19 protein-coding genes, 1 rRNA gene and 1 pseudogene are annotated in these 21862 nt (G+C 37.7%); 13 read left to right on the plus strand and 8 right to left on the minus strand.

All coding sequences use genetic code 11. The features are described from left to right. From rrf to BUA71_RS15075, 4 genes are all read left to right on the plus strand, one after another. A 5S ribosomal RNA gene (gene rrf, locus BUA71_RS15060) occupies positions 1 to 91 on the plus strand; the annotation flags it as partial. 471 nt (positions 92 to 562) lie between these two features. Further along, entirely contained in the window at positions 563 to 1027 is a 465-nt protein-coding gene (locus tag BUA71_RS15065) for an RNA methyltransferase (RefSeq protein ID WP_072881242.1), read from the plus strand. Positions 1028 to 1323: 296 nt separating this feature from the next. Beyond that, positions 1324 to 3270 (plus strand): M1 family metallopeptidase, encoded by a 1947-nt coding sequence (locus BUA71_RS15070; RefSeq protein ID WP_072881244.1) that lies wholly within the window; start codon positions 1324 to 1326, stop codon positions 3268 to 3270. A gap of 179 nt (positions 3271 to 3449) precedes the next feature. Next, positions 3450 to 4064 (plus strand): DUF4230 domain-containing protein, encoded by a 615-nt coding sequence (locus BUA71_RS15075; protein ID WP_072881246.1) that lies wholly within the window; start codon positions 3450 to 3452, stop codon positions 4062 to 4064. Positions 4065 to 4212: 148 nt separating this feature from the next. Here the strand turns inward: BUA71_RS15075 and BUA71_RS15080 are convergent, their stop codons facing one another. The 3 genes from BUA71_RS15080 to BUA71_RS15090 all read right to left on the minus strand — a co-directional run bounded on the left by BUA71_RS15080 (position 4213) and on the right by BUA71_RS15090 (position 8695). Beyond that, on the minus strand, positions 4213 to 5967 hold the full coding sequence (locus tag BUA71_RS15080) for an aromatic amino acid hydroxylase (protein WP_072881248.1): 1755 nt from the start codon (positions 5965 to 5967) through the stop codon (positions 4213 to 4215). Positions 5968 to 6096: 129 nt separating this feature from the next. Then, positions 6097 to 6636 (minus strand): DUF4136 domain-containing protein, encoded by a 540-nt coding sequence (locus tag BUA71_RS15085; RefSeq protein WP_072881250.1) that lies wholly within the window; start codon positions 6634 to 6636, stop codon positions 6097 to 6099. 16 nt (positions 6637 to 6652) lie between these two features. Beyond that, positions 6653 to 8695 (minus strand): urocanate hydratase, encoded by a 2043-nt coding sequence (locus BUA71_RS15090; RefSeq protein ID WP_072881252.1) that lies wholly within the window; start codon positions 8693 to 8695, stop codon positions 6653 to 6655. Positions 8696 to 8888: 193 nt separating this feature from the next. On the opposite strand from BUA71_RS15090, the gene BUA71_RS15095 reads away from it, so the two are divergent. Next, positions 8889 to 9107 (plus strand): hypothetical protein, encoded by a 219-nt coding sequence (locus tag BUA71_RS15095; RefSeq protein WP_072881254.1) that lies wholly within the window; start codon positions 8889 to 8891, stop codon positions 9105 to 9107. A gap of 73 nt (positions 9108 to 9180) precedes the next feature. Here the strand turns inward: BUA71_RS15095 and BUA71_RS15100 are convergent, their stop codons facing one another. Together BUA71_RS15100 and BUA71_RS17660 are read right to left on the minus strand one after the other, a co-directional pair. Next, positions 9181 to 9498: a helix-turn-helix domain-containing protein gene (locus BUA71_RS15100; protein ID WP_072881256.1), complete on the minus strand. Its 318-nt coding sequence runs from the start codon at positions 9496 to 9498 to the stop codon at positions 9181 to 9183. A gap of 552 nt (positions 9499 to 10050) precedes the next feature. Next, positions 10051 to 10221 carry a C1orf53 family protein gene (locus BUA71_RS17660; protein WP_175545972.1) on the minus strand — a complete coding sequence of 57 codons (171 nt, stop codon included), beginning with the start codon at positions 10219 to 10221 and terminating at the stop codon, positions 10051 to 10053. 44 nt (positions 10222 to 10265) lie between these two features. Between BUA71_RS17660 and BUA71_RS15105 the strand changes: the two genes are divergently transcribed. The 4 genes from BUA71_RS15105 to hemL are packed head-to-tail and all read left to right on the plus strand — an operon-like array spanning position 10266 to position 13714. Next, positions 10266 to 10580, plus strand: a complete 315-nt coding sequence (locus BUA71_RS15105; RefSeq protein WP_317040912.1) for a hypothetical protein — start codon at positions 10266 to 10268, stop codon at positions 10578 to 10580. 32 nt (positions 10581 to 10612) lie between these two features. Next, positions 10613 to 11548, plus strand: a complete 936-nt coding sequence (locus tag BUA71_RS15110; protein WP_072881259.1) for a 1-aminocyclopropane-1-carboxylate deaminase/D-cysteine desulfhydrase — start codon at positions 10613 to 10615, stop codon at positions 11546 to 11548. A 1-nt stretch (position 11549) separates the two neighbouring features. Beyond that, positions 11550 to 12422, plus strand: a complete 873-nt coding sequence (locus tag BUA71_RS15115) for a glucosaminidase domain-containing protein (protein WP_072881261.1) — start codon at positions 11550 to 11552, stop codon at positions 12420 to 12422. 2 nt (positions 12423 to 12424) lie between these two features. After that, positions 12425 to 13714 (plus strand): glutamate-1-semialdehyde 2,1-aminomutase, encoded by a 1290-nt coding sequence (gene hemL, locus BUA71_RS15120; RefSeq protein WP_072881263.1) that lies wholly within the window; start codon positions 12425 to 12427, stop codon positions 13712 to 13714. A 189-nt stretch (positions 13715 to 13903) separates the two neighbouring features. Here the strand turns inward: hemL and BUA71_RS15125 are convergent, their stop codons facing one another. Further along, a complete protein-coding gene (locus tag BUA71_RS15125; RefSeq protein WP_072881265.1) occupies positions 13904 to 15418 on the minus strand; it encodes a GH3 auxin-responsive promoter family protein in 1515 nt (504 codons plus the stop codon). A 110-nt stretch (positions 15419 to 15528) separates the two neighbouring features. On the opposite strand from BUA71_RS15125, the gene BUA71_RS15130 reads away from it, so the two are divergent. Genes BUA71_RS15130 through BUA71_RS15140 form a run of 3 tightly spaced genes read left to right on the plus strand, consistent with a single transcriptional unit; the run spans position 15529 to position 17088 of the window. Further along, entirely contained in the window at positions 15529 to 16323 is a 795-nt protein-coding gene (locus BUA71_RS15130) for a DUF2797 domain-containing protein (protein WP_072881267.1), read from the plus strand. Between the two features lie 26 nt (positions 16324 to 16349). After that, positions 16350 to 16766: a nucleotidyltransferase substrate binding protein gene (locus BUA71_RS15135; RefSeq protein ID WP_072881269.1), complete on the plus strand. Its 417-nt coding sequence runs from the start codon at positions 16350 to 16352 to the stop codon at positions 16764 to 16766. Next, the gene (locus tag BUA71_RS15140) at positions 16759 to 17088 is read left to right on the plus strand and encodes a nucleotidyltransferase domain-containing protein (RefSeq protein WP_072881270.1); all 330 of its coding nucleotides are present in this window, start codon (positions 16759 to 16761) and stop codon (positions 17086 to 17088) included. The genes BUA71_RS15135 and BUA71_RS15140 overlap by 8 nt, the downstream gene beginning before the upstream one ends. A gap of 84 nt (positions 17089 to 17172) precedes the next feature. Here the strand turns inward: BUA71_RS15140 and BUA71_RS15145 are convergent, their stop codons facing one another. Together BUA71_RS15145 and BUA71_RS15150 are read right to left on the minus strand one after the other, a co-directional pair. Continuing rightward, positions 17173 to 19827, minus strand: a complete 2655-nt coding sequence (locus BUA71_RS15145) for an AsmA family protein (protein ID WP_072881272.1) — start codon at positions 19825 to 19827, stop codon at positions 17173 to 17175. A gap of 37 nt (positions 19828 to 19864) precedes the next feature. Then, positions 19865 to 20563 (minus strand): annotated as a pseudogene (locus BUA71_RS15150) (queuosine precursor transporter). Positions 20564 to 20669: 106 nt separating this feature from the next. Between BUA71_RS15150 and folK the strand changes: the two are divergent. After that, positions 20670 to 21827, plus strand: a complete 1158-nt coding sequence (gene folK / locus BUA71_RS15155) for a 2-amino-4-hydroxy-6-hydroxymethyldihydropteridine diphosphokinase (RefSeq protein WP_072881325.1) — start codon at positions 20670 to 20672, stop codon at positions 21825 to 21827. Positions 21828 to 21862: the final 35 nt, after the last annotated feature.

Genomic DNA, 21862 nt, shown 5'->3' on the forward strand with positions numbered 1-21862 from the left:
GGGGCTCACCTCTTTCCATTCCGAACAGAGAAGTTAAGCCCGTTAGCGCAGATGGTACTGCTATTTGTGGGAGAGTATGTCACCGCCTTTTTTTTGAAAGCCTTTGGATTTGGTTCCAAAGGCTTTTTTTGTTTGTAATAGTTTGGTTTGGCCAGTTGGGATTGGTTAACCAAAGAATAAACTTTGTGATGAATTAGCGCTTCGACAGGCTCAGCGTGACCTACGGGTGAAACCTTCACGTAGGAGTGAGCACTTCGAAAAACGCAGCACAGATCTGTTTAAGTCTAATTTGGTGAACTATTTCTGTCAGACTGAGCTTGTCGAAGTCATGGCTTATAAACCCCGTACGATGTTATTTTTCAATTGTGTGCCTCAAAAGCACGAAGAAAATCACCAACTATAATCCTCTCGCCGAAAAAATCTCATAATTAGGTCCACAAAACCTACACTTCAGGTTTATAAGTTTTAAGATTTTGGAAACCCCAGGGGTATTGATTTCAGAAGAAATATCTTTAATTTACTTGTTTTCCGAAGTGATTTATAAAACACTATTTTTGCTGTTATGATAGTAAACAATTTAGAGCAGGGATTTTTTGGAATTGGGATTCAAAATGGAAAAACTCCTGAAAATTTAGGAGTGCTGTGGCGTTCTGCTCAGAATATGGGCGCCAGTTTTATTTATACTATAGGCAACCGTTATGCGAAACAAGCTTGCGATACGCATAAGGCAGTGGGTGCAATGCCTTATTTTCATTATGAAACTTTTAAAGATTTTTATAAACACCTACCTAAAAGTGCAATGCTGGTTGGCGTAGAACTAACAAAGAATGCTGAAAACCTGGAGCAGTTTACACATCCTCGAAGATGTGTTTACCTCCTGGGGGCCGAAGATCATGGACTCTCAAACGAGGCTATTGAAAAAGCTCATTTCCTGGTGAAATTTCAATCTACTTTAAGCTTAAATGTATCGGTTGCGGGAAGTATCATCATGTATGACAGGAATTCTAAAGCTACTTTTTCTACATAAAGCTGTATTCTAGAATTCTATTTTTTGGATTTAAATGAGCTGACCTACTCTAAGCGACTGTCTGGAATAAAAGAGAGTTAAAAGCAAACTTTCCTGAATCAAAAAGATGATGTCTCATTCAAGCATTTTCTAAAAATTATATTGTCTCTAAAACCTCATCTTAAACTAAACTTTGACGATTTATTTTGCTTTTACCGAACCTCACTAATTTTAAACTTTTATATTTAATATTTATAAGGCTTTTTTACTTAGTTTGGTTAAATTAGCACGAATTTCAATAAAAATTTTAAAAAAGAATGAGATACTTATCCAGAGCTATGCTCAGCCTGGCTATTGCCGGCTTGTTTAGTACTGTCGCAACAGCGCAGGATGTTAAAGAACGTAATCAAAAGGACTTTAGTGAATTTATGGATCGCAGCGGTAATCGTTACCGTACCGCCATGGGAACTCCCGGGCCGGAATACTGGCAAAATGAAACAGATTACAAAATTAAAGCAAATTTAGATGATGAAAACCATAAAATTAGTGGAGAATTAACTTTAACCTACACAAACAATAGTCCACAAGATTTAGATTTCATCTGGATGCACCTGGAACAAAATAGGTTTAAGGAAGATTCAAGAGGTACTTTAACCACGCCGGTACAGGGTAACCGTTATAACGGCGATATAGATGGTGGATATACAATTACCAATTTGGAGGCAAAAGTGAAAAGAAGCTCATCTTCTAAACATATTATTGATGATACCCGTATGCAGGTCTTCTTTGATAAACCTGTTCCTGCTAATGGCGGCAAAGCTACCATTTCAATGGATTTTGAATATAAAATTCCTGTAGATGGTATGGATAGAATGGGACGACTGGATGTTGAAGACGGAATTATTTATGCCCTGGCACAGTGGTTTCCAAGAGCGGCTGTTTTAGATGATATTGAGGGTTGGAATATAGAACCATACCTTGGTGCTGGAGAGTTCTATTTAGATTACGGAGATTATGATTTTGAAATTACCGCTCCCGCCAGTCATATTGTAGTAGCATCTGGAGAATTGCAAAACCCAAGAAGGGTATTGTCTTCTAAAGTAAGGGAAAGGATGGATAAAGCTGCAAAAAGTGATTCTACGGTTTATCTTATTAAACCTTCTGAAGTGAATGATATGTCACTTAGAGCAGCGCAAGAAGGTACACTTACCTGGCATTTTAAAATGGAAAATACTCGTGATGTTTCCTTTGCTTCCTCAAAAGCATTTATATGGGATGCCGCAAAAATTGACCTTCCAAGTGGTAAAAAAGCCATGGCGCAATCGGTTTATCCTAAAGAAAGTGATGGGCAGGATGCCTGGAGCCGTTCTACCGAATATTCTAAAGCTTCCGTAGAACATTATTCTGAAAAGTGGTATGAATATCCTTACCCGGTAGCGGTAAACGTAGCTGCCGATATAGGTGGGATGGAATACCCCGGTTTAAACTTTTGTAGTTGGAAGAGTGCCGGAGAATCTCTTTGGGGAGTTACAGATCACGAATTTGGTCATAACTGGTTCCCAATGATTGTGGGGTCTAACGAGCGTAGATACGCCTGGATGGATGAAGGTTTTAATACATTTATAAACCATTATAGTACAAAAGCTTTTAATAACGGTGAATATCCCGCGAACCTGGATAAAACTCGAAATATGAACGGATGGTTTACCAGTAAAGAACGAGAGGGAATAGATACTTACCCAGATGCCACTAATTTGAGAAACCTGGGGATGACTGCTTATTACAAGCCGGCTATCGGGCTTGTCTTATTGCGAGAATATATTTTGGGAGAAGAGCGTTTTGATAATGCATTTATTTCTTATATCAATGCCTGGGCTTATAAGCACCCTCAACCGGCAGATTTCTTTAACCACATGGAAAGCGTAGCCGGTGAAAACCTATCATGGTTCTTTAAAAAATGGTTTTATGGTACCGGAAATATTGATATTTCTATAGATGGGGTAAGACAATACCAGGGTAACTATGTGATCACCCTCTCTAACGAAGGGGAAATTCCAATGCCGGTAAAACTTCATATTACTTATAGTGATAATTCTTCGGAAGAAGTTATGTTGCCGGTAGAGATTTGGCAGCGTGGTAATTCCTGGAATTACCTACACCGCACCGATAAGCAAATTAAAAAGGTAGAACAGGATCCAGATAAAATCCTTCCAGATGTAAATTCCGGAAATGATAGCTGGCCAAGTACTTTTTATAAAGATTAGTAAGATTTAATGTTTCTTAAAAAGCCGATTGAACTTCAATCGGCTTTTTTTATGCCGTAAAAAGAAACTTTTTTATCTGAATGTTTTCGCATCAGTCTAGGGTTATTATCAGAAAACAATAGCACCTGTTTCAAGAAACCTAATTAAGCATTCTTTGTACCTTTGATAAAAATGGAAACATGAAGAACTTTTTTATCGGTGCTATTTTGGTACTACTTATCGTCTTTGGGGTGCGATATTGTGAGAATAGAGGGAGTAGTGAAGATGAGCTAGCAGAAAATACGGCTCTGTTACAGGAACAAATAAGGAATGTAGGCAAACTTGTGGTTACAGAGGGCACTTTCTCGCAGGTTTATTCCTATGAAAACTCTAAAAAATTCTATTTAGATATTTTTTCAGCAAGAAAAAAAGCTTTGATCATTGTAAATGCTACAGCTACGGTAGCTTATGATCTAAGTAAATTAAAAACCGAAATTGATGAAGAAAATAAAACGGTACGCATAACGTATATCCCCAAAGAAGAGCTGAAAATTAATCCCGATATTAAATATTATGACGTTACCCAGGATTATTTAAATCAATTTGAAGCTGACGATCACAATAAAATCAGGAAGCGTATAGAGGACTCTATTAGAGAAAAGGTTATGGCCTCTCCTTTAATTTCTAATGCCAAAAACAGGTTAATAAGTGAACTGCAAAAAATCTATATTCTAACGAATTCAATGGGTTGGACGCTGCAGTACAGCGACCAGGATTTTCAGAATTCTGAAGAATTGGAAAGGATAAAACTTTAAGTTATTTATTACTATTGTGCGGTTAAAGAACCAATCCCGATATCCATAACGGGACGCTTCACTGCAAGGAAAAAGAGAAAAGACTAAATTGTAAGTAACTGAAAAATTTTGTTTTTACGGGACAATGATGGTTATTTACTAAAAATGATTAAACCTTTTGTTTACTTTCAATTAAACTAATACCATCTTCAATTAAATGGGCGATTTTAGGTCTTTGTACTTTTACTTCTTCCAGGTGGTTCAAGACAGCTTTTGCTAGTTTCTGGTCTTTACCCAGACTTAATTCATAAATTTCTACCGAAAGCAACCAGTCTTTTGGGTGGTGTTTTTTAACCAGCTCCAGGGCTGCATCTAAAGAGAATTTTGCGTTTTTCCCTTCGCTAATATTCCTTACTGAAGCATACAGGGACGCCAACTCTTCCCGCTCGGGACTAGATTTGCTTTTAATAGTACTACTGGAGGTTTTATGATTTATTAAATCGAAAGAAAGATTATCTGCCGGGCCGGCAAAAGCCGAAATCACTTCTTTCCCAATCGCCATATCATACTGGCCCCATTCGGGTTTAAAGAGTATTTCCTCGCCAAAAGTGACCGTACAGTTTTTAAGGCTAATGAGAATAATTTTTCCCTGTAGATTCCTGGTGCCGGTAATAATTTCTCCTTTCACTAAAACTCCCCCTTCAAATTCAAAAGCTATCTTTTCGCTTTCATAAATATCGTAAGCTCTCAAGTCCCGCGGACTCATATCTTCTATGGCCAGATTAATGCCTTTTAAACGCCCAATGGGAGAACTGAAACCTTCAGGATGGTTGTTAATACCGTGTCCAACTAATTCTTTTTCGCGGTGGGAAAGTGCGGTTTTTCCCGAAGTCTGGATATAAATAGGTTTCCCCTGGTGCGCTATTACCCGCGAAAAGTCTCCTGAAATTTGCAAACCAGTGCTTAATTCTACTGTGCCTAAATTCTTGGAATCGATTAATTTCTGAACGCCTTCCAGTCCACCTTTTCTCAGGGCCATCTTATTTGCAAATTCTTCCAAAACCAAACTTAAATGGGCAAAATCTGGGGTTACATAAAGCTGGGGTTGAGGCTTGGTAATATCAAACTCCTGTGCGCAAGCTTCAATGGAATAAGGTCGTTTTTCGACTTTTTCTGTCAAACACGAGGCACTTTCTCCAATAGAAGATAATAAGCCTGCGCCATAGATTTTAGGATTTTCCAAAGTGCCAATTAATCCATATTCTACCGTCCACCAATGCAAATTTCTAATTTGCGCCATTTCGCTGGGAACACCCATATTGTTTTGCAGGTAATCTACTTTTTTCTCGGCCGCTTCAATTTCAGCTTCGGGAGTATCTTCGGCTTCTTTTATAATGGAAAGGTGTCTAATGGCCTCATACATTTCATAATCTTTTGCGCTGGAGATCGCTTTACAGCCAATTTCCCCAAAACGTCTAAGATATTCTGCATATTCAGGATTAGCGATAATTGGGGCGTGACCGGCACCTTCGTGAATAATATCGGGGGCGGGAGTGTATTCTATATTTTCCAGTTGGCGAATATCGCTGGCAATTACCAACACATTAAATGCCTGAAATTCCATAAAAGCCGCTGGGGGAATAAACCCATCGACAGCTACGGCGGCCCAGCCAATTTCTTTTAGAATCCGGTTCATGCCATACATATTGGGGATACTTTCAATAGAAATCCCTGTTTTTTTTAATCCGTCTAAGTAAGATTCGTGGGCTACCTTGCTTAAATAATCCACATTTTTACGCATCACATAGCGCCACACGGCATGATTAATTGGCGTGTAATCTTCATAATTCTGTGGTTTTATATACTGCTGAAGATGTGCCGGGAGCCGGTCTAAAATGGGGTTTGATTCAATTTTATCAAGCATAATGGTGTGTGGTTTTATTTCAATATAAATGTAAGGAATAATGCTGAAACTAATAAATTGATAATAGGAACTATATAAAACTAAAAATGCCCCTATAGAAGGAGCATTTTATTGAAGATATGTGGTTTGTTATTTATTAATTTCGGGAGGATATTTGGCCAGTATTTCCTGTACAATTTCATTAATCCTTTTTTGCTTTTTGTTGACATCGCTGGCCAAAGCCGCGGTTCCCATTCCCTGCCAAACCAGTTCTTTTCCGTCGGCATCAATAAGGTCTATGTAGAGCGTGCCTTCGCTGGTACGGTTTACGGTATTATAGCCAGAGCCCCAATACCACGGGTGCCAGCCCCAGCCGTAACCATAACCCATATTGTTCTGATAAATATTGATATTTTCATTGGTTTTGGTGAAAATACTTACCAACAGGTCTGGATTTTGGGATTTTGTAAAACCCTTACGTTGCATTTCGGCTTCAATGGCACGAAGGATACGTTTTTTGTCTAAATCTGAAATTTCAGCTTTATCTATTCCCGGTTTAAAAAAAGCGTAGCTGGAATATTGGTTAAAGTTTACTTCCCTGTCGTAATCTGAAGCGACCCTTACACTACTGCAAGAGCTTACAAATACTGCCAGAAGCAATAAAACCGGAGTAATTTTTAAGATTCTCATAAGTTAATAGTTTTAGTTATTTTGAATCGAAAAGCGCCGGATCTACTAAATTTGGGATGGTCACTTTAAGTTTTGGTTCCATTTGCATAGCCCTCTTAGCTGCGAAGATCGCTTCCTTATTTCGGGCCCAACTTCTACGGGCAATTCCATTATTTACATCCCAGAACAGCATAGACTTTAATCGCTCTTCCGATGCTTTATTTCCTTCAAGAACCATACCAAATCCGCCATTCATCACTTCTCCCCAGCCAACGCCACCGCCGTTATGAATGCTTACCCAGGTGGCGCCCCTAAAGCTATCGCCTATCACGTTTTGTATCGCCATATCTGCGGTAAACCGGGAACCGTCATAAATGTTTGAAGTTTCACGATAGGGAGAATCGGTGCCGGAAACATCATGGTGATCGCGACCTAAAATAATTTTTCCTATTTCTCCCTTTCCAATGGCGTCATTAAAAGCTTTGGCAATTTTCATGCGGCCTTCAGCATCGGCATATAATATTCTGGCTTTAGAACCAACCACCAACTTGTTTTCCCTGGCTCCTTTTATCCATTGAATATTATCGGTCATTTGCTGCTTTATTTCTTCAGGGGAATCTTTACGCAATTCCTCTAAAACTTCCGTAGCAATTTTATCGGTTTTATCTAAATCTTCTTCTTTTCCAGAAGCGCAAACCCATCTAAAAGGGCCAAATCCATAATCGAAACACATAGGCCCCATAATATCCTGAACGTAGCTGGGGTAGGCCCAGGTTTCCATTCCTTCTTCTGTAGTTTCAGAATTTATAAAGTTTCCGTCCTTGTCTTTAAAAACTTTGGCTCCCGCTCGTGACGCTTCCAATAAAAAGGCGTTTCCGTAGTCAAAAAAGTAAGTACCTTTTTCTGAATGTTTGTTGATTGCTGCAGTTTGCCTTCGTAAACTTTCCTGCACTTTTTGTTTAAATTCTTCAGGATTTTTAGTCATCAACTCGTTAGCTGCTTCAAAAGATAAGCCCACCGGATAATAGCCGCCGGCCCATGGATTATGCAAAGAAGTTTGATCGCTTCCCAGGTCTATATAGATGTCATGTTTCTCAAAATATTCCCAAACTTCAACGATATTGCCTTCAAAAGCAATAGAAACCACTTCTTTTTCTGACTTTGCTTTTTCAACTCTTTTGGCTAGTTTTTCGAGATCATCAATTACTTCATCTACCCAGCCCTGGCTATGCCTGGTTTTGATCGCTTTGGGATTTACTTCGGCACAAACTGTGATGCAACCGGCGATATTTCCCGCTTTAGGTTGAGCGCCGCTCATGCCGCCAAGTCCGGAGGTGACGAATAATTTACCTTTTAAATCCTCGCCAGATTTAGATATTTTTCTTCCCGCATTAAGTACTGTAATCGTAGTACCGTGAACTATCCCTTGTGGCCCAATATACATATAGCTGCCGGCGGTCATTTGGCCATATTGGGTAACACCAAGTGCATTAAACTTTTCCCAATCGTTTGGTTTTGAATAATTCGGAATCATCATTCCGTTGGTCACTACCACTCTTGGTGCATTCTCGTGAGAAGGAAAAAGTCCCATAGGATGGCCCGAATACATTACCAGCGTTTGATCGTCTTGCATTTTGGCGAGGTATTGCATCGTAAGTAGGTATTGCGCCCAATTTTGAAAAACGGCTCCGTTCCCGCCATAAGTAATCAATTCTTCGGGATGTTGGGCCACATTGGAATCCAGGTTGTTTTGAATCATCAGCATAATAGCTTTTGCCTGAACGCTGTTTCCCGGATACTCGGCAATATCGCGGGCATAAAGTTTATAAGTTGGCTTAAACCGGTGCATATAGATCCTTCCATACTCTTCCAGTTCCTGCTGAAACTCTGGCAATAATTCTTTGTGATGTTTGGCGTTAAAATAACGCAGAGCATTTTGCAGGGCTAATTGCTTTTCCTCGTTGTTTAGAACAGATTTTCTTTTTGGAGCGTGATTTACAGCGGGATCGTATTCTTTTGTCTTCGGAAGCTCTTCGGGTATTCCCTGTAATATTTCTTCTTTAAAACTAAGGTTTTTCATAATGGAAAAGTTAAGGTTTTAGCTGATAAGGTTATGTATGTTCATAATCATTTTTTGATTCTTGCTCTTGGTTAAACCAATTTTTAGTATTGTAAGGGCTTAATTTCTATGACAGAAATACGAAAAAGTTCTAATTCAATTCCCAATTGAAATAAACATTTGTATCTTTAATAAGAGTAAAAAGCAGATTAAAATGGATATTCAAACACTAAAATATGAAATCATTGAATCGATTACCAAAACCAATGATAATTCTTTGCTAAAGACACTAAAATCTATAATAGATTCAAAATCTAACGCCAAAGAGACGTGGTATGATGAACTGAGTAAAGAAGAAATTCAATCTATTAATCGTGGACTTGAAGACCACGAAAAAGGAGAAGTTTTAACAAGTAAGGAATTCTGGTCTTGATATGGAAGCTAAATTTGACATACTCTGGTCTAAAGAATCAAAAACTCAACTGGAAAGAATTGTTTTTTATCTTTTAATCGGTTGCTAATTCGATTTTTTGATTCAACAATTCTACGTTAAAATTAATTTTTGCGTTTAAAGCTCTAAATACTTTTAAGATCGTTTTAAACCTGACATCGGTTAAATTATTTTCGATTTTAGAGATTTGAGCTTTTTTAACTCCTACCAATTCACCAAGTTGAGTTTGGGTTAATTTTCTTTCTTTTCGAGCTTGTTTTATGGCTTCCCCAAGCAAATCAAGTCGTAATTCGTTATCATAGGCGTCTCTTTCTGCTGTTCCTTTTTTCCCGATGTACTTATCTTTTACCTTGTCAAATGAATATGTTTTCATCGTTTTTTATTTTTAGATTCAAAATATTTATTCATTAGTTTGGTCGCTTTTTCAATTTCCTTTTTTGGGGTTTTCTGTGTTAAAAAAAGGTTGCCACGAATCCACGAATATTTAGAGATTCAATGATTTTTAAGCTTAGAAAAACTGTTATTAACTGATTAAATCTACCTAAATTCTATCATATATCAACCCTTCCGACTTCTTCCGCTATCGCAGAAGAAGCCACCTTCCCTTCGAAGGGAAGGAGCGCTTTCAATTCACCTAACTCACTCGATAAGCCTGCTCCCCTACTTGGCAAGGAGGGGATGAATTCAGCTTTGCTGAAGAAGGGGTGGTTGCGTTTTTTTTGTTTGTCATTTTTATTTAAAATCTCAAAAAAATTATTATATTTTTAAGTTTTTAAGTGTCTCAAAATTAATATATTAAAAATTTCATCAAGGATAGCGCAGTCGAGAAGTTTTTTACGAATTGTTTAGTTCTTTAATTATTTAGGACGTTATTGATTTAGAATATAGTTTTTACGCTACTAAACGCAACGGCTTTAAAAACACATTACTCCTGTCGCCCGGTTTTCTTATTAAATCCATACGGACAATGGCGACAGCCACTTTCGCAACAATAGCCTCGTTTTAGATGATATTGGGCGGTAAAACATTTATAACCTTCTGGCGTTAAATAATAGTCACCCTCTTCTAAAGGGATTTTTTTCTTAAAAAAACTCATAGCACAAAAGTACAATTTCTTATCTTCAAGCCGTGATTCTAATTGTGAACAAATATTTGCTTGGCAAATCCATCTCGGGTGCCAGTGTTTGGCCTTTTGTCATTGTAAAAAACAAGGAACTCAAAGAGGACTTTACTTTTATTAATCACGAAAAAATCCATCTTCAGCAACAACTGGAATTGCTCATCATTCCGTTTTACCTGTGGTATTTTACCGAATATTTGCTGCGATGGTTACAATATAAAGATAGATTTCTGGCTTATAAGAATATTAGTTTTGAACGCGAAGCCTACACCCAGGAAATGAAAGAGAATTACCTGGAAGAACGCCGTTTTTGGGCATTTTTACAGTTTCTATAGGTAAGTAAGTTTTGATTTTAGATATTTGCATTATGGCAAATTTTCTCAATATTGCTGAAAAAATAACTAAAAATCAGTTTATTGCTGAATTCCCCAACGATATTTCTTTTTTTCTAAAACGAGAAGATTTGTTGCATCCGGAAGTTTCCGGTAATAAATTTAGAAAATTAAAGTATAATATTGCTGAAGCACTTGAACAGGGGCACCAAAACCTGCTCACTTTTGGAGGCGCCTATTCCAACCACATAGCTGCTACCGCTGCCGCCGGAAAGATTGCAGGTCTAAATACGATTGGTGTGATTAGGGGAGAAGAGTTAGGAGGAAATTTAACAAAAACCCTGGCACAAAATTCCACCTTAAAGTTTGCTGATTCCTGCGGAATGCAATTCAAATTTGTTACAAGAAGTAAATATCGTGAAAAGGAAACTGCATCATTTTTGCAGGAATTAAAGGAAGAATTTGGAACATTTTACCTGGTGCCGGAAGGCGGTACAAACGCTTTAGCTGTAAAAGGTTGCGGGGAGATTTTAACCGAAAATGATAAGGAATTCGATTTTATAGCGACTTCAGTAGGAACGGGCGGAACAATTTCGGGCATAATCAATGCTTCCGGTAAAAACCAAAAAGTTCTTGGTTTTCCCGCGCTGAAAGGAGATTTTCTTTCCGAAGAAATAAAGAAATTCAGCAGTAAAAATAATTGGGAGTTAATACTAAAGTATCATTTTGGCGGTTATGCTAAAGTAGATGCACATTTAATTGAATTTATAAATAATTTTAAGGAAGAATACCAGATTCAATTGGACCCCATTTATACTGGGAAATTAGTTTTTGGTATTTTTGACCTGATAAAAGCAGGATATTTCCCGGCGGGGAGTAAAATTCTGGGAATCCATACCGGAGGATTACAGGGAATTGCCGGAATGAACAGCTTTTTGAAAAAGAAAAATATGCACTTAATTACTGATTAATATGAACATTAACCGGTTTTTGTTTTCCAACAGTGGGTTTAAGATTGGCCCGAGAGTATTGGTTTTAATTTTTCTGGGGGTTTTTGCCATTTCCTGCGGAAGTAAAAAAAAGGTGGTAACCAAAAAGAAAAACGCCGATATTTCCCGAACTTCTAACACCAGAAACCTCGAAAATATTAAACCATTGGGAGGCGAGCCCAAATTACCACCTGTAAATCCAAGACTTTATACCGTAGAAGATTATATAAGGGATTTTGCTGCGGTGGCTATGGAAGAAATGCGACTATATGATGTGCCGGCAAGTATCACTTTGGCCCAGGGGATTTTAGAATCTGGCGGTGGGAAAGGAGATTTAACGTTGCGGGCTAACAATCACTTTGGGATAAAATGTCACGACTGGAAAGGCGGTAGGGTTTATCACGATGACGACCGGCGGGGGGAATGTTTTAGAAAATATAAAGACGCCCGTTATTCCTACCGGGATCACTCGCTTTTTCTTACTGAAAGAAAACGATATGCCAGTCTTTTTGATTTGGACAAAGATGATTTTAAAGGCTGGGCAAAGGGTTTAAGAAAAGCCGGTTATGCGACAGACAGGCGATACCCCGATAAATTAATTGGATTAATCAAGCGCTATGAGTTATACAGGTTTGATGCGGAAGTTTTAAAACGTCCCACCCCAGATTATGCTTATACGCCAGAGTCTCCCGAATCGCCTAATTCTATTACTTATAGAGTGAAAAAAGGTGATACGCTTTACGGTATAGCAAAGAAACACAATACAACGGTAGAAAAATTACAACGATTTAATAATCTAAGGGATACCAACCTTGCTGTAGGGCAACTGTTGGTTATTATCTCACAAGAACAATAATTATGGAGTATAAGAGAAGTAGCGAATTGTTCGCTTCGGCACAAAAAGTAATTCCCGGTGGCGTAAATTCCCCGGTAAGGGCATTTAAAGCAGTAGGCGGAGACCCGGTGTTTATAAAAAAGGCTGAAGGTGCTTATTTGTTCGATGAAGACGGCAACAAGTTGATTGATTATATTAATTCCTGGGGACCGTTAATTTTAGGTCACGCCCATAAACCGGTAATTGATGCCGTAATTGACATCGCCAAGAAAGGAACTTCATTTGGGACACCCACAGAGATTGAAACCAAAATAGCCGAGCTGGCCGTAAAAATGGTTCCCAATATCGATAAAATTAGAATGGTAAATTCCGGGACCGAGGCTACGATGAGTGCGGTGCGCCTGGCTCGAGGTTTTACCGGAAAAGAGAAAATAATTAAATTTGCAGGCTGTTACCACGGGCATAGTGATTCGTTTTTAATCCAGGCGGGGAGTGGTGCTGTTACTTTTGGCACACCTAATAGTCCTGGGGTGACCCAGGGAACGGCAAAAGATACTTTATTGGCAAAATATAATGATTTAGCTAGTGTAGAAGCTTTGCTGGATGCCAATAAAGATGACATCGCCTGTATAATTGTAGAACCGGTTCCAGGAAATATGGGATGTATTCCTCCGGCTAACGGCTTTTTAGAAGGCCTTAGAGAGTTATGTGACGCCAACAATACATTATTGATTTTTGATGAAGTAATGTCTGGTTTTAGGCTTGCACCGGGTGGAGTGCAGGAGCGGTTAAATGTAAATGCCGATATCGCCTGCTTCGGAAAAGTGATTGGTGGCGGGCTTCCCGTGGGGGCTTTTGCAGCGCGAAATGAAATTATGGATTATCTGGCACCGGTTGGCCCGGTTTATCAGGCGGGTACTTTGAGTGGAAATCCTTTGGCAATGGCGGCCGGTTTAGCGATGCTGACCGAACTTGATAATAACAGGGGGATTTTTGAAAGCATCGATAAAAAGACCAAATATCTGCACGAAGGAATGGAAAAAGCACTTAGCGCAAATAACGTAGATTTCACTATAAATAGAATAGGCTCTATGATTTCGGTGCACTTTGGAAAAGAGCCGGTAACCGATTTTGAGTCGGCGGCAAATTCTGCAGGCCTGGGGACTTTCAACAAATTTTTCCACGGAATGTTAGAAAATGGTATTTATATCGCACCCAGTGCTTTTGAAACCTGGTTTATTAGCGATGCCCTTTCTTACGAAGATCTGGATACTACTATTAAAGTAGTCGATAGAGTAGCGAAAACGCTTTAAAAATAAAATGAATTTCTAAGTAATCCCAAAGAATAATATTGCTTACACAATCATTTTATTATGGTTTTTGTGACTAAAAGCCCTTATTATAAGAGACCTCACAGGTTTTTAAAACCTGTGAGGTCTTTTTATTTTTTTTGTCTTAATGTATTATGCCAGAAAAGTATTCTTTGTCGTAAGTTGAGGAAGTCAATTGTTCATTTCTAATAATTCTTCAACATAATTTCTGGAATTGGAAAGTCTGGGGATTTTATGTTGTCCGCCTAATTTATCATGTTTTTTAAGCCAGTCATAAAATAGCTTTTCACGTGCCTGATGGATTTTGGGTAAATTAAGCGTCATATTATTATACCTTTTGGCTTCATAATCGCTATTCACCTGTTGTAGAGCCAGATCTAATTCTTTGATGAATTTATCAAAATCCTGGGGTGGCCGTTTAAATTCTATAATCCACTCGTGCGCACCCTTTTCCTTACCTTTCATAAATACAGGTGCTGCCGTATAATCTACAATCTCACAGTTGGTGACCAGGGAGGTTTGTTTTAGCGCTTCTTCGGCATTTTCTATGATTAGCTCTTCTCCAAATGCGTTGATATGGTGCTTGGTTCTACCTGTTACTTTTATGCGGTATGGATTGGTAGAAGTAAACTTTATCGTATCGCCTATTTTATATCGCCATAATCCCGCATTGGTGGTAATTACCACAGCATAATTCTTGTCGATTTCTACTTCAGCCAAAGGAATAGCTTTTTCTGTTTCCCTTCCGTAGAGATCCATAGGGATAAATTCATAATAGATGCCGTAATCCAGCATTAATAAAAGTTCTTTAGAATCGTTTTGATCCTGGCAGGCAAAAAAACCTTCCGAAGCATTATAAATTTCATAGAACCTAAAATCTTCTTTGGGTAATATTTTTTGATATTGCGGGGCATAAGGATCAAAGCTCACCCCGCCGTGAAAGTAGGCTTCCAGGTTAGGCCAAACCTCAAATAGGTTTCCCTTGCCCGTGGTCTCAAGAATATTATTCAGCAAAACCAACATCCAACTGGGAACTCCCGCGAGGCTGGTTACATTTTCCTTTTTTGTTTCATCTACTATGGTACCCATTTTAACTTCCCAGTCGTCCATTAGGGAAACCTCATTACTGGGTGTACTGCTAAATTCGGCCCAAAAAGGCATATTGGCAATTAAAATCGCAGAAAGGTCCCCATAAGCGGTGCCGTTATTTTTATAGATTTCTTTGCTGCCGCCCAGGCGCAAACTCTTGCCGGTGAACAGTTTAGATTCTGGATTATTGTTTAGGTACATGCACAATAAATCTTTTCCCGCATTGTAATGGCACTGTTCAAGGGAGTCTTCACTCACGGGAATAAACTTACTTTTTGCACTGGTGGTTCCGCTAGATTTAGCAAACCATTTTATAGTTGTAGGCCAAAAAATATTGTTTTCTCCCCTTCTGTTGCGTTCAATACAATCCTGATAATTTTCATATTGCTGAATAGGCACATTTTTAGCAAAATCTACCTGGTTTCTAATTTCTGCAAAACCATATTTTTTACCCATTTCGGTGTTTTTAGCCTTGGCAAGTAGGTTTTTTAACAACTCCTGTTGCACTTCGTGAGGATACTTTATAAACAGCTCCATTTGATGAATTCTCTTTTTGAGAAACCACGAAGCAATAGAGTTCACTAATGGGATTGGCATTATTCTTTATATCTTTATACGCTGACAATGCTGCAGCTTGGTTGGCTGGATAAAATTAATTTAAACTTAGAAGTTTACAAATCAACTTAGGATAAAAATAGCGAAAAACGATGAGATACGAAGGCGTGTTAAGAAAAATGAAAACAGAAATCACAGATAAAGTGCAATATTATCTCTTATTTGAGAAAGATTTTATAAATATTAACCAGATTTTGAACAAAAAAATCAGTCTTAATTTTCTTCGTTTTCAATGTCTAAATTGCAGTCTGGAAAAGAAAATTTTTAGACAGGGCTATTGTTATGATTGTTTTTCTTCTATTCCGCAGGCCGGGGATTGGATTATGAAACCAGAGTTAAGTAAAGCCCATTTAGGGGAAGAGGACAGAGACCTGGAATTTGAAAAGCGCTCGCAATTGCAACCGCACATTGTTTATCTAGCCAATTCCAGTAATGTAAAAGTAGGCGTGACGCGTAAAACACAAGTTCCCACCCGATGGATAGACCAGGGGGCACACGAGGCGATTGAGATTGTAGAAACCCCCAACAGGTATCTTGCCGGGATTACCGAGGTAGCACTTAAAGAACACGTAGCCGATAAAACAAACTGGCGAAAAATGTTAACTAATGACATTTTAGATTTGAATCTATCTGAAGAAAGGGATAAACTTAAAAATTTTATTCCTGAGGAAGCAAAAGACTACTACCTGCCTGAAAGAAAAGAGCTGGAAATAGCATTTCCGGTTTTGGAATTTCCGAAGAAAATAAAAACCCTCAATTTGAGTAAAATTCCGTTTTATGAAGGAATTTTGAAGGGAATTAAAGGACAATATTTAATTTTCGAAGATGGGATGGTTTTTAACGTGCGAGCCCACGAAGGTTTTGTAGTAGAGCTGGAAGTGAAATAATTTAGAAATATGCGTAAATTAGTGAAATGGAACCTGAAGAAAAAAGATGGCAGCAGCGATTTCAAAACTATAAAAAAGCATTACAGCAATTAGAAAACGCGGTAGAACTTGCCAAAAAACGGAAACTAAGTGAATTGGAGATGCAGGGACTTATTCAAAGTTTCGAATATACCCACGAATTGGCCTGGAAAACCATAAAGGATTTTCTTAAGGAAAAAGGAAATTTTGATATTTATGGTTCTCGTGATGCTACCAGACAGGCTTTTGGTTATGGTTTAATTAAAAATGGAGAGACCTGGATAAATATGATTTTAAGCCGTAATAAAACCTCACATACTTATAATGAAGAAACGGCCAAAGATATCGTCTTGGAAATAAGATCGCATTATTTTAAAGAATTTAAATATCTTGAAGATAAATTTAATGTTTTAGACAATGATTGAAAAACACGGTCTTTCTAAAAATACAGTTTGCAAAATAAATAGTGTTTTTGCTGAATTTTTCAAGGTTAAAAAAGTGGTTTTATATGGCTCTCAGGCAATTGGTAATTATCGCCCGGGGTCTGATATTGATCTTGCTATTTTTTCTGAAGAAATAAATTTCACAGAATTATTGGATATTGAAAGAAAACTGGATGGATTAGATCTTGTTTACACAATAGACTTACTACTTTTTTCAAAATTGGATAACGAAAAGCTAAGACAGCATATTTTAAATTTTGGAAAGGTGTTTTATAAAAAGTCTTCTTCAGAAGTGAAGATTTAAAATTACGTATAACTTCAAACGATTTATTAAACCTCGTAAAATTTCCCGGTATAGATGCTATTGAGAATTCTACGAGGATTTATTCTAATTCCCCGTGGTGTCTTTTTTAGGTTCTTTTTTCTTAAAGATTCCTTCCAAAATATTCTTCGCGGCATCTTTAACCTGTTCTTCCTGGGTTTTGGGTTGTTCGGGACTTTTAATTGAATCGTTAACAGCAGTGGTGTCTTCTTTTTGCCCCAGGTTTTTATTGATAATATCTTTTATAGCATCCTGGCCGCGTTTTTTAAGATCATCCTTCTGTTTTGCAACAATGCGCTGAGTAAGATCGGTGATTGCCTGCTCCATATTGATCTTTATCTGCGGATTTTGAAAAGTTCCGTTTAACCCAATAGGTAAAGCTACCGAAGTATTTTGAAGTTCCTCGCCACTCAATCGGCTAAGGGTACTTCCCAATTGGCTGCCAAGCATTTTTGCCGGTACGTCTAATTTTAAATTGTAATTCATATCCATATCGAAGCCGTGGCTACCCGATACTTCCACATTCATCCCCTTAATATCAAAGTTAAAAGGTTCAATGGCGACTTTTCCATCATTAAAAGTGAGCTGTGTTTTTAATTTATCTAAATTGATATTATCAAGGTTTATAAACTTTACTTCCTGGTCTAATCTGGAGAGCAGTGGTAATTTTTCGGGATCTACTTTAGCTGTGAGTATTTCGGCCAGGGCATTTCCCGCCAGGGTGTTTAGCTTCGGAGTTAAATCGTCGTTGAGGTTTCCTTTTAAATTAAGGTTGGTTTGCAATTTTCCTTCCAGTGCTTTTGCAATGGGAGCAAGACCTTGTAACAGGTCTAAACCAGAAAAAGACTCGGCGATATTTAAGGAATTTAAATTTAAATCCATATCGAAGCTGGAAGTTTCACCTTTAGTAGAGACTTTTCCCTTTAACGCGATACTGCCATCAAAAATATTAGTGCTAATATTTTTTAAAGTAGCCGTTTCATCCCGCAAAATGATGGTGCCTTTGGCGTCTTTAAGTTTAAGATTATCATAGATGAGTGTATTTACCTGGAAAGCTAATTCAGTATCAAGGAAAGAAGGAATTTTAACCTTTTCTGCCGGTTTTGCCGGTTTGTTCTCTTTTGGTTTTTCGGTTGTTGGTTTAGATTCCTCTTCAGCAATCATAAAGTCGTTTACCGCAAAAACATTAGAATTCACTTTGAAATTACCTTTCAACTTTTGATCGGTAAATAAGAAGCCCATTAGGTTTTGAATATTCCCTGAAGCAGAAAGATCGGTTTGCCCGGTGGTTAGTTTTAACTCGGGAACTGATACATTACCCTGATTAAAATTTAAACTGGCTGTAGCAATTTTCACCTCATTTGGAATTTCGGGAGAGCTGTATCTAAAATCTTTAATATTAGCTGTACCGCTACTTTTTACATTTTGATACTGCTCTTTTTCTATGGTATTCATATCGAATTGGGTAGTGACATCGGCGGTAAGAATTCCGTTAAGGTCCTGTTCCAGTTCTAAAGGATAAGCTTTCTCTAAATTTGCGAGATTAAGCTTCCCTTTAAGTGCCATATTCACCAACATGTTGCCCATAAGGTTTTTTACACTACCATTGGCGGCAAACCTATCCTCATCTATCCTAAAGGTCACATTATCGAAAGTAAGGTAAGTATCATCTAAAAGTCCCGTTTTGTTTAAAACCTCTAAATCTATATTAATGTCTTCCACACTTTTTGGTAGGTCTGGATATTTAAAAGAAGCATTATTAGAACTTACTTTTATATCCATTTTTGGGATATAGGTTTCATCAATAATGCCCTGAATGTTTCCTTCCAGGATAAAATCCCCGCTGGTTTCTACGTTTTCTATGTTTTTCGCATAGGTTTCAGGAATAACTGCCAGGAAGTTTTTAAAGTCTGAAGATGGGGTTTGAAAACTCAAGTTAATTTCATTGCTGTTTTCATTCAACTGAATCCAACCTTCAAAAGTAAGTGGCAACTGGTTTACCTTCGCCTTGTTTTCTAAAAACGTATAACGCATATTCTCCAGATCCATCTGTATTAAAGCGTCTAAAGAAAGTTTATTTCGGTTTAAATAATTTACCCCATCAAAAGTAAGGGACACCAAAGCATTAGATTCGGTATCCAGTTCACTTTTTGCTAAAGAAAAATCCCCGGTTCCCTGATGGTTTAATTCTTCGACATCTAGCATTAACTTTTGGCCTTCGTCGATATATTTAAGTCTGGAATCATTGATTTCATAATGTTGTAAATCAAGGCTAAAGCCGGTTGAGGTGGTGTCTGTTTTAGTGTTTTGGCTGGTATTTTCTTTGGCAATATCATAGTTAGCATTACCCATAGAATCTACTTTAATATTTACATAAGCCTTATTTAGCCGAAGCTCATCCAGAACTTTAGGTTCATCACTGCCTTTAAATAGTTCTTTAATAGACATTTCTAAAAGTGCTTCCTTCCCGCTAGCCAGGGTGTCGCCTTCAAAAGGAGCTTTATTGATCACGCTAAAATCTTCTATCACCACGGTAGCTTGCGGAAAGCTCCTAAAAAGGCTTAAACCTATGTCATTAAAGGCAATTTCTGCATTTACACTTTCGTTGGCCGTTTTACGTACATAGTCTTTTATTTGAGACTGAAATAAAAACGGTGCAGCGACCAGTATGATAATTATACCAAGAACAACAAATCCAATGATTTTAAGTACTTTTTTCATTTTTCTATTTTATGTTATAAGCTTTTAAAGCTAATAATTAACTTAATTCTAATTCTTCGCCTTGTTTCAGTTTAAACCTTTTTCTAAATGCATAAACCGCAGCATAAAGAAAAGGAGTATCTAATCCAGCTACAATTACTTTAAAGAGAAATCCGCTTAAAAGAAGTGAGCCAAACAAGTTCCAATCAATTTTATTAAAACTACAAAGCAAAAACAAGACCGAAAATGTATCTACAAACTACGATAGAAATGTAGAAAAATTATTTCTAAGCCATAAATGTTTTCCTTTGGTTAATCTCTTCCAAAAATGGAACAGTTGTATATCTATATATTGCGCCAGGAGATAAGCGACCATAGAGGCGAAAACCGCAATGGCCGTGGCCCCAAACACTTTGCTGAAAAGGGCATCGTTAACGGGAGACCAATCTGTGGCCGGTGCTATATTGCTAACATACACAATTAATAACGAAAATAAAGAAGCAAATATTCCTGTTGTCACCACCTGGTTGGCTTTTTTCTTACCGTAAATTTCACTAATTATATCGGTGATAAGAAAAGTAACAGGATAGGATAAAATTCCCACAGAAATCTCGAAAGTATAAAGCCCAAAAAAATCCCAGTAGAAAAACTTCTGAAAAATCAGGTTAGAGACTACCAGCGAAGAAATAAACAAAGCGGCTAAAATTAGGTAAATTCGTTGCGCCTTTAGTTGATCTGTGAGTGCGAATTTGGTCAAATTATTTTTTTAAGTCCTGCGACAAAAATAGGAGTATGTGATTTTGTTTTACTTAATTTGCTGTGAAATTTATTCGGTACTTTTAATAATCTTTTCTACAGTTAATTTGAATCTCCCTAAAATAGTATATATCGCGCTGGGCAGCAATGTAGGTGAGCGTTTTGAGATTTTACAAAACGCCTTAGATGAGATTTTCCTGGAAGTGGGCGATGTGCAGCAAGTCTCCCGGGTTTATGAAACCCCGGCCTGGGGCTTTTCGGGGAATGCTTTTTTAAATGCCTGTGTTAAGGTATCTACCCGATTTACTGCGGAAGAAGTGCTTCAGAAATTGCTAAAAATTGAAGCAAATGCCGGCCGCAAGCGTTCTGATTCTAAGAACTACCAAAACCGAAGCCTGGATCTCGACATTATTTTTTATGAAGACAAAGTGATTAAAACTGAAAGTCTGGTGGTGCCCCACCCGCAAATGCAGTATCGAAAGTTTGTCTTAATGCCATTGGTAGATATTGCAGCCAGAGAAATTCACCCACTTTTAGAACAAAGTGTCTCTTCACTTTTAAGTACTGTAGAGGACAAGGCAGAAATAAAACTAATCGCAAAAACACTTAGTTTACCCAAGCATTCATTTTCCTCACATCAATTTAATTATATCGCGGTAGAGGGAAATATAGGTGCAGGAAAGACCAGTTTTACCAGCATGGTTTCGCAAGACTTTAATGCAAAGCTTATTTTAGAACGCTTTAAAGACAATCCTTTCTTACCTAAATTTTACGAAAATAAGGAACGTTATGCCTTTCCTTTAGAAATGTCTTTTCTCGCCGATAGGTACCAACAACTGTCAGATGATTTAGCGCAATATGACTTATTTAAAGATTTTGTCATTTCAGATTACGACGTTTTTAAGTCTTTAATTTTTGCACAAATCACGCTTCCCGAAGAGGAGTTTTTCTTATATCACAAACTTTTCCATCTTATGTATAAAGAATTGGTGAAGCCCGATCTTTATATCTATCTCTACCAGGATACCGGGAGATTGCTGGAAAACATCAAATCCCGTGGGAGGGATTATGAGCAGAACATTCAGCCAGAATATTTAATGGAAATCAATAAAAGCTACCTCAATTTTATAAAAACCCAAACCAGTATGAAGGTACAGATTATAGATATTTCCGGAAAAGATTTTGTGAATAACCGGAGAGATTATTTAGAGATATTGAAGGAGATAAAAGCTCAAAAAGCCCCCCAGCCCCCAAAGGGGGAGTGAGCCTGGAGTTAGCATAATAACTTATTTTTATAAGA

This window comes from Salegentibacter echinorum (genome assembly GCF_900129445.1).
GTDB classification, from domain to species: domain Bacteria; phylum Bacteroidota; class Bacteroidia; order Flavobacteriales; family Flavobacteriaceae; genus Salegentibacter; species Salegentibacter echinorum.

Coding starts and splice junctions, on each gene's coding strand:
- BUA71_RS15065 (WP_072881242.1), top strand. CDS start 563: ATGATAGTAAACAATTTAGAGCAGGGATTTTTTGGAATTGGGATTCAA.
- BUA71_RS15070 (WP_072881244.1), top strand. CDS start 1,324: ATGAGATACTTATCCAGAGCTATGCTCAGCCTGGCTATTGCCGGCTTG.
- BUA71_RS15075 (WP_072881246.1), top strand. CDS start 3,450: ATGAAGAACTTTTTTATCGGTGCTATTTTGGTACTACTTATCGTCTTT.
- BUA71_RS15080 (WP_072881248.1), bottom strand. CDS start 5,967: ATGCTTGATAAAATTGAATCAAACCCCATTTTAGACCGGCTCCCGGCA.
- BUA71_RS15085 (WP_072881250.1), bottom strand. CDS start 6,636: ATGAGAATCTTAAAAATTACTCCGGTTTTATTGCTTCTGGCAGTATTT.
- BUA71_RS15090 (WP_072881252.1), bottom strand. CDS start 8,695: ATGAAAAACCTTAGTTTTAAAGAAGAAATATTACAGGGAATACCCGAA.
- BUA71_RS15095 (WP_072881254.1), top strand. CDS start 8,889: ATGGATATTCAAACACTAAAATATGAAATCATTGAATCGATTACCAAA.
- BUA71_RS15100 (WP_072881256.1), bottom strand. CDS start 9,498: ATGAAAACATATTCATTTGACAAGGTAAAAGATAAGTACATCGGGAAA.
- BUA71_RS17660 (WP_175545972.1), bottom strand. CDS start 10,221: ATGAGTTTTTTTAAGAAAAAAATCCCTTTAGAAGAGGGTGACTATTAT.
- BUA71_RS15110 (WP_072881259.1), top strand. CDS start 10,613: ATGGCAAATTTTCTCAATATTGCTGAAAAAATAACTAAAAATCAGTTT.
- BUA71_RS15115 (WP_072881261.1), top strand. CDS start 11,550: ATGAACATTAACCGGTTTTTGTTTTCCAACAGTGGGTTTAAGATTGGC.
- hemL (WP_072881263.1), top strand. CDS start 12,425: ATGGAGTATAAGAGAAGTAGCGAATTGTTCGCTTCGGCACAAAAAGTA.
- BUA71_RS15125 (WP_072881265.1), bottom strand. CDS start 15,418: ATGCCAATCCCATTAGTGAACTCTATTGCTTCGTGGTTTCTCAAAAAG.
- BUA71_RS15130 (WP_072881267.1), top strand. CDS start 15,529: ATGAGATACGAAGGCGTGTTAAGAAAAATGAAAACAGAAATCACAGAT.
- BUA71_RS15135 (WP_072881269.1), top strand. CDS start 16,350: ATGGAACCTGAAGAAAAAAGATGGCAGCAGCGATTTCAAAACTATAAA.
- BUA71_RS15140 (WP_072881270.1), top strand. CDS start 16,759: ATGATTGAAAAACACGGTCTTTCTAAAAATACAGTTTGCAAAATAAAT.
- BUA71_RS15145 (WP_072881272.1), bottom strand. CDS start 19,827: ATGAAAAAAGTACTTAAAATCATTGGATTTGTTGTTCTTGGTATAATT.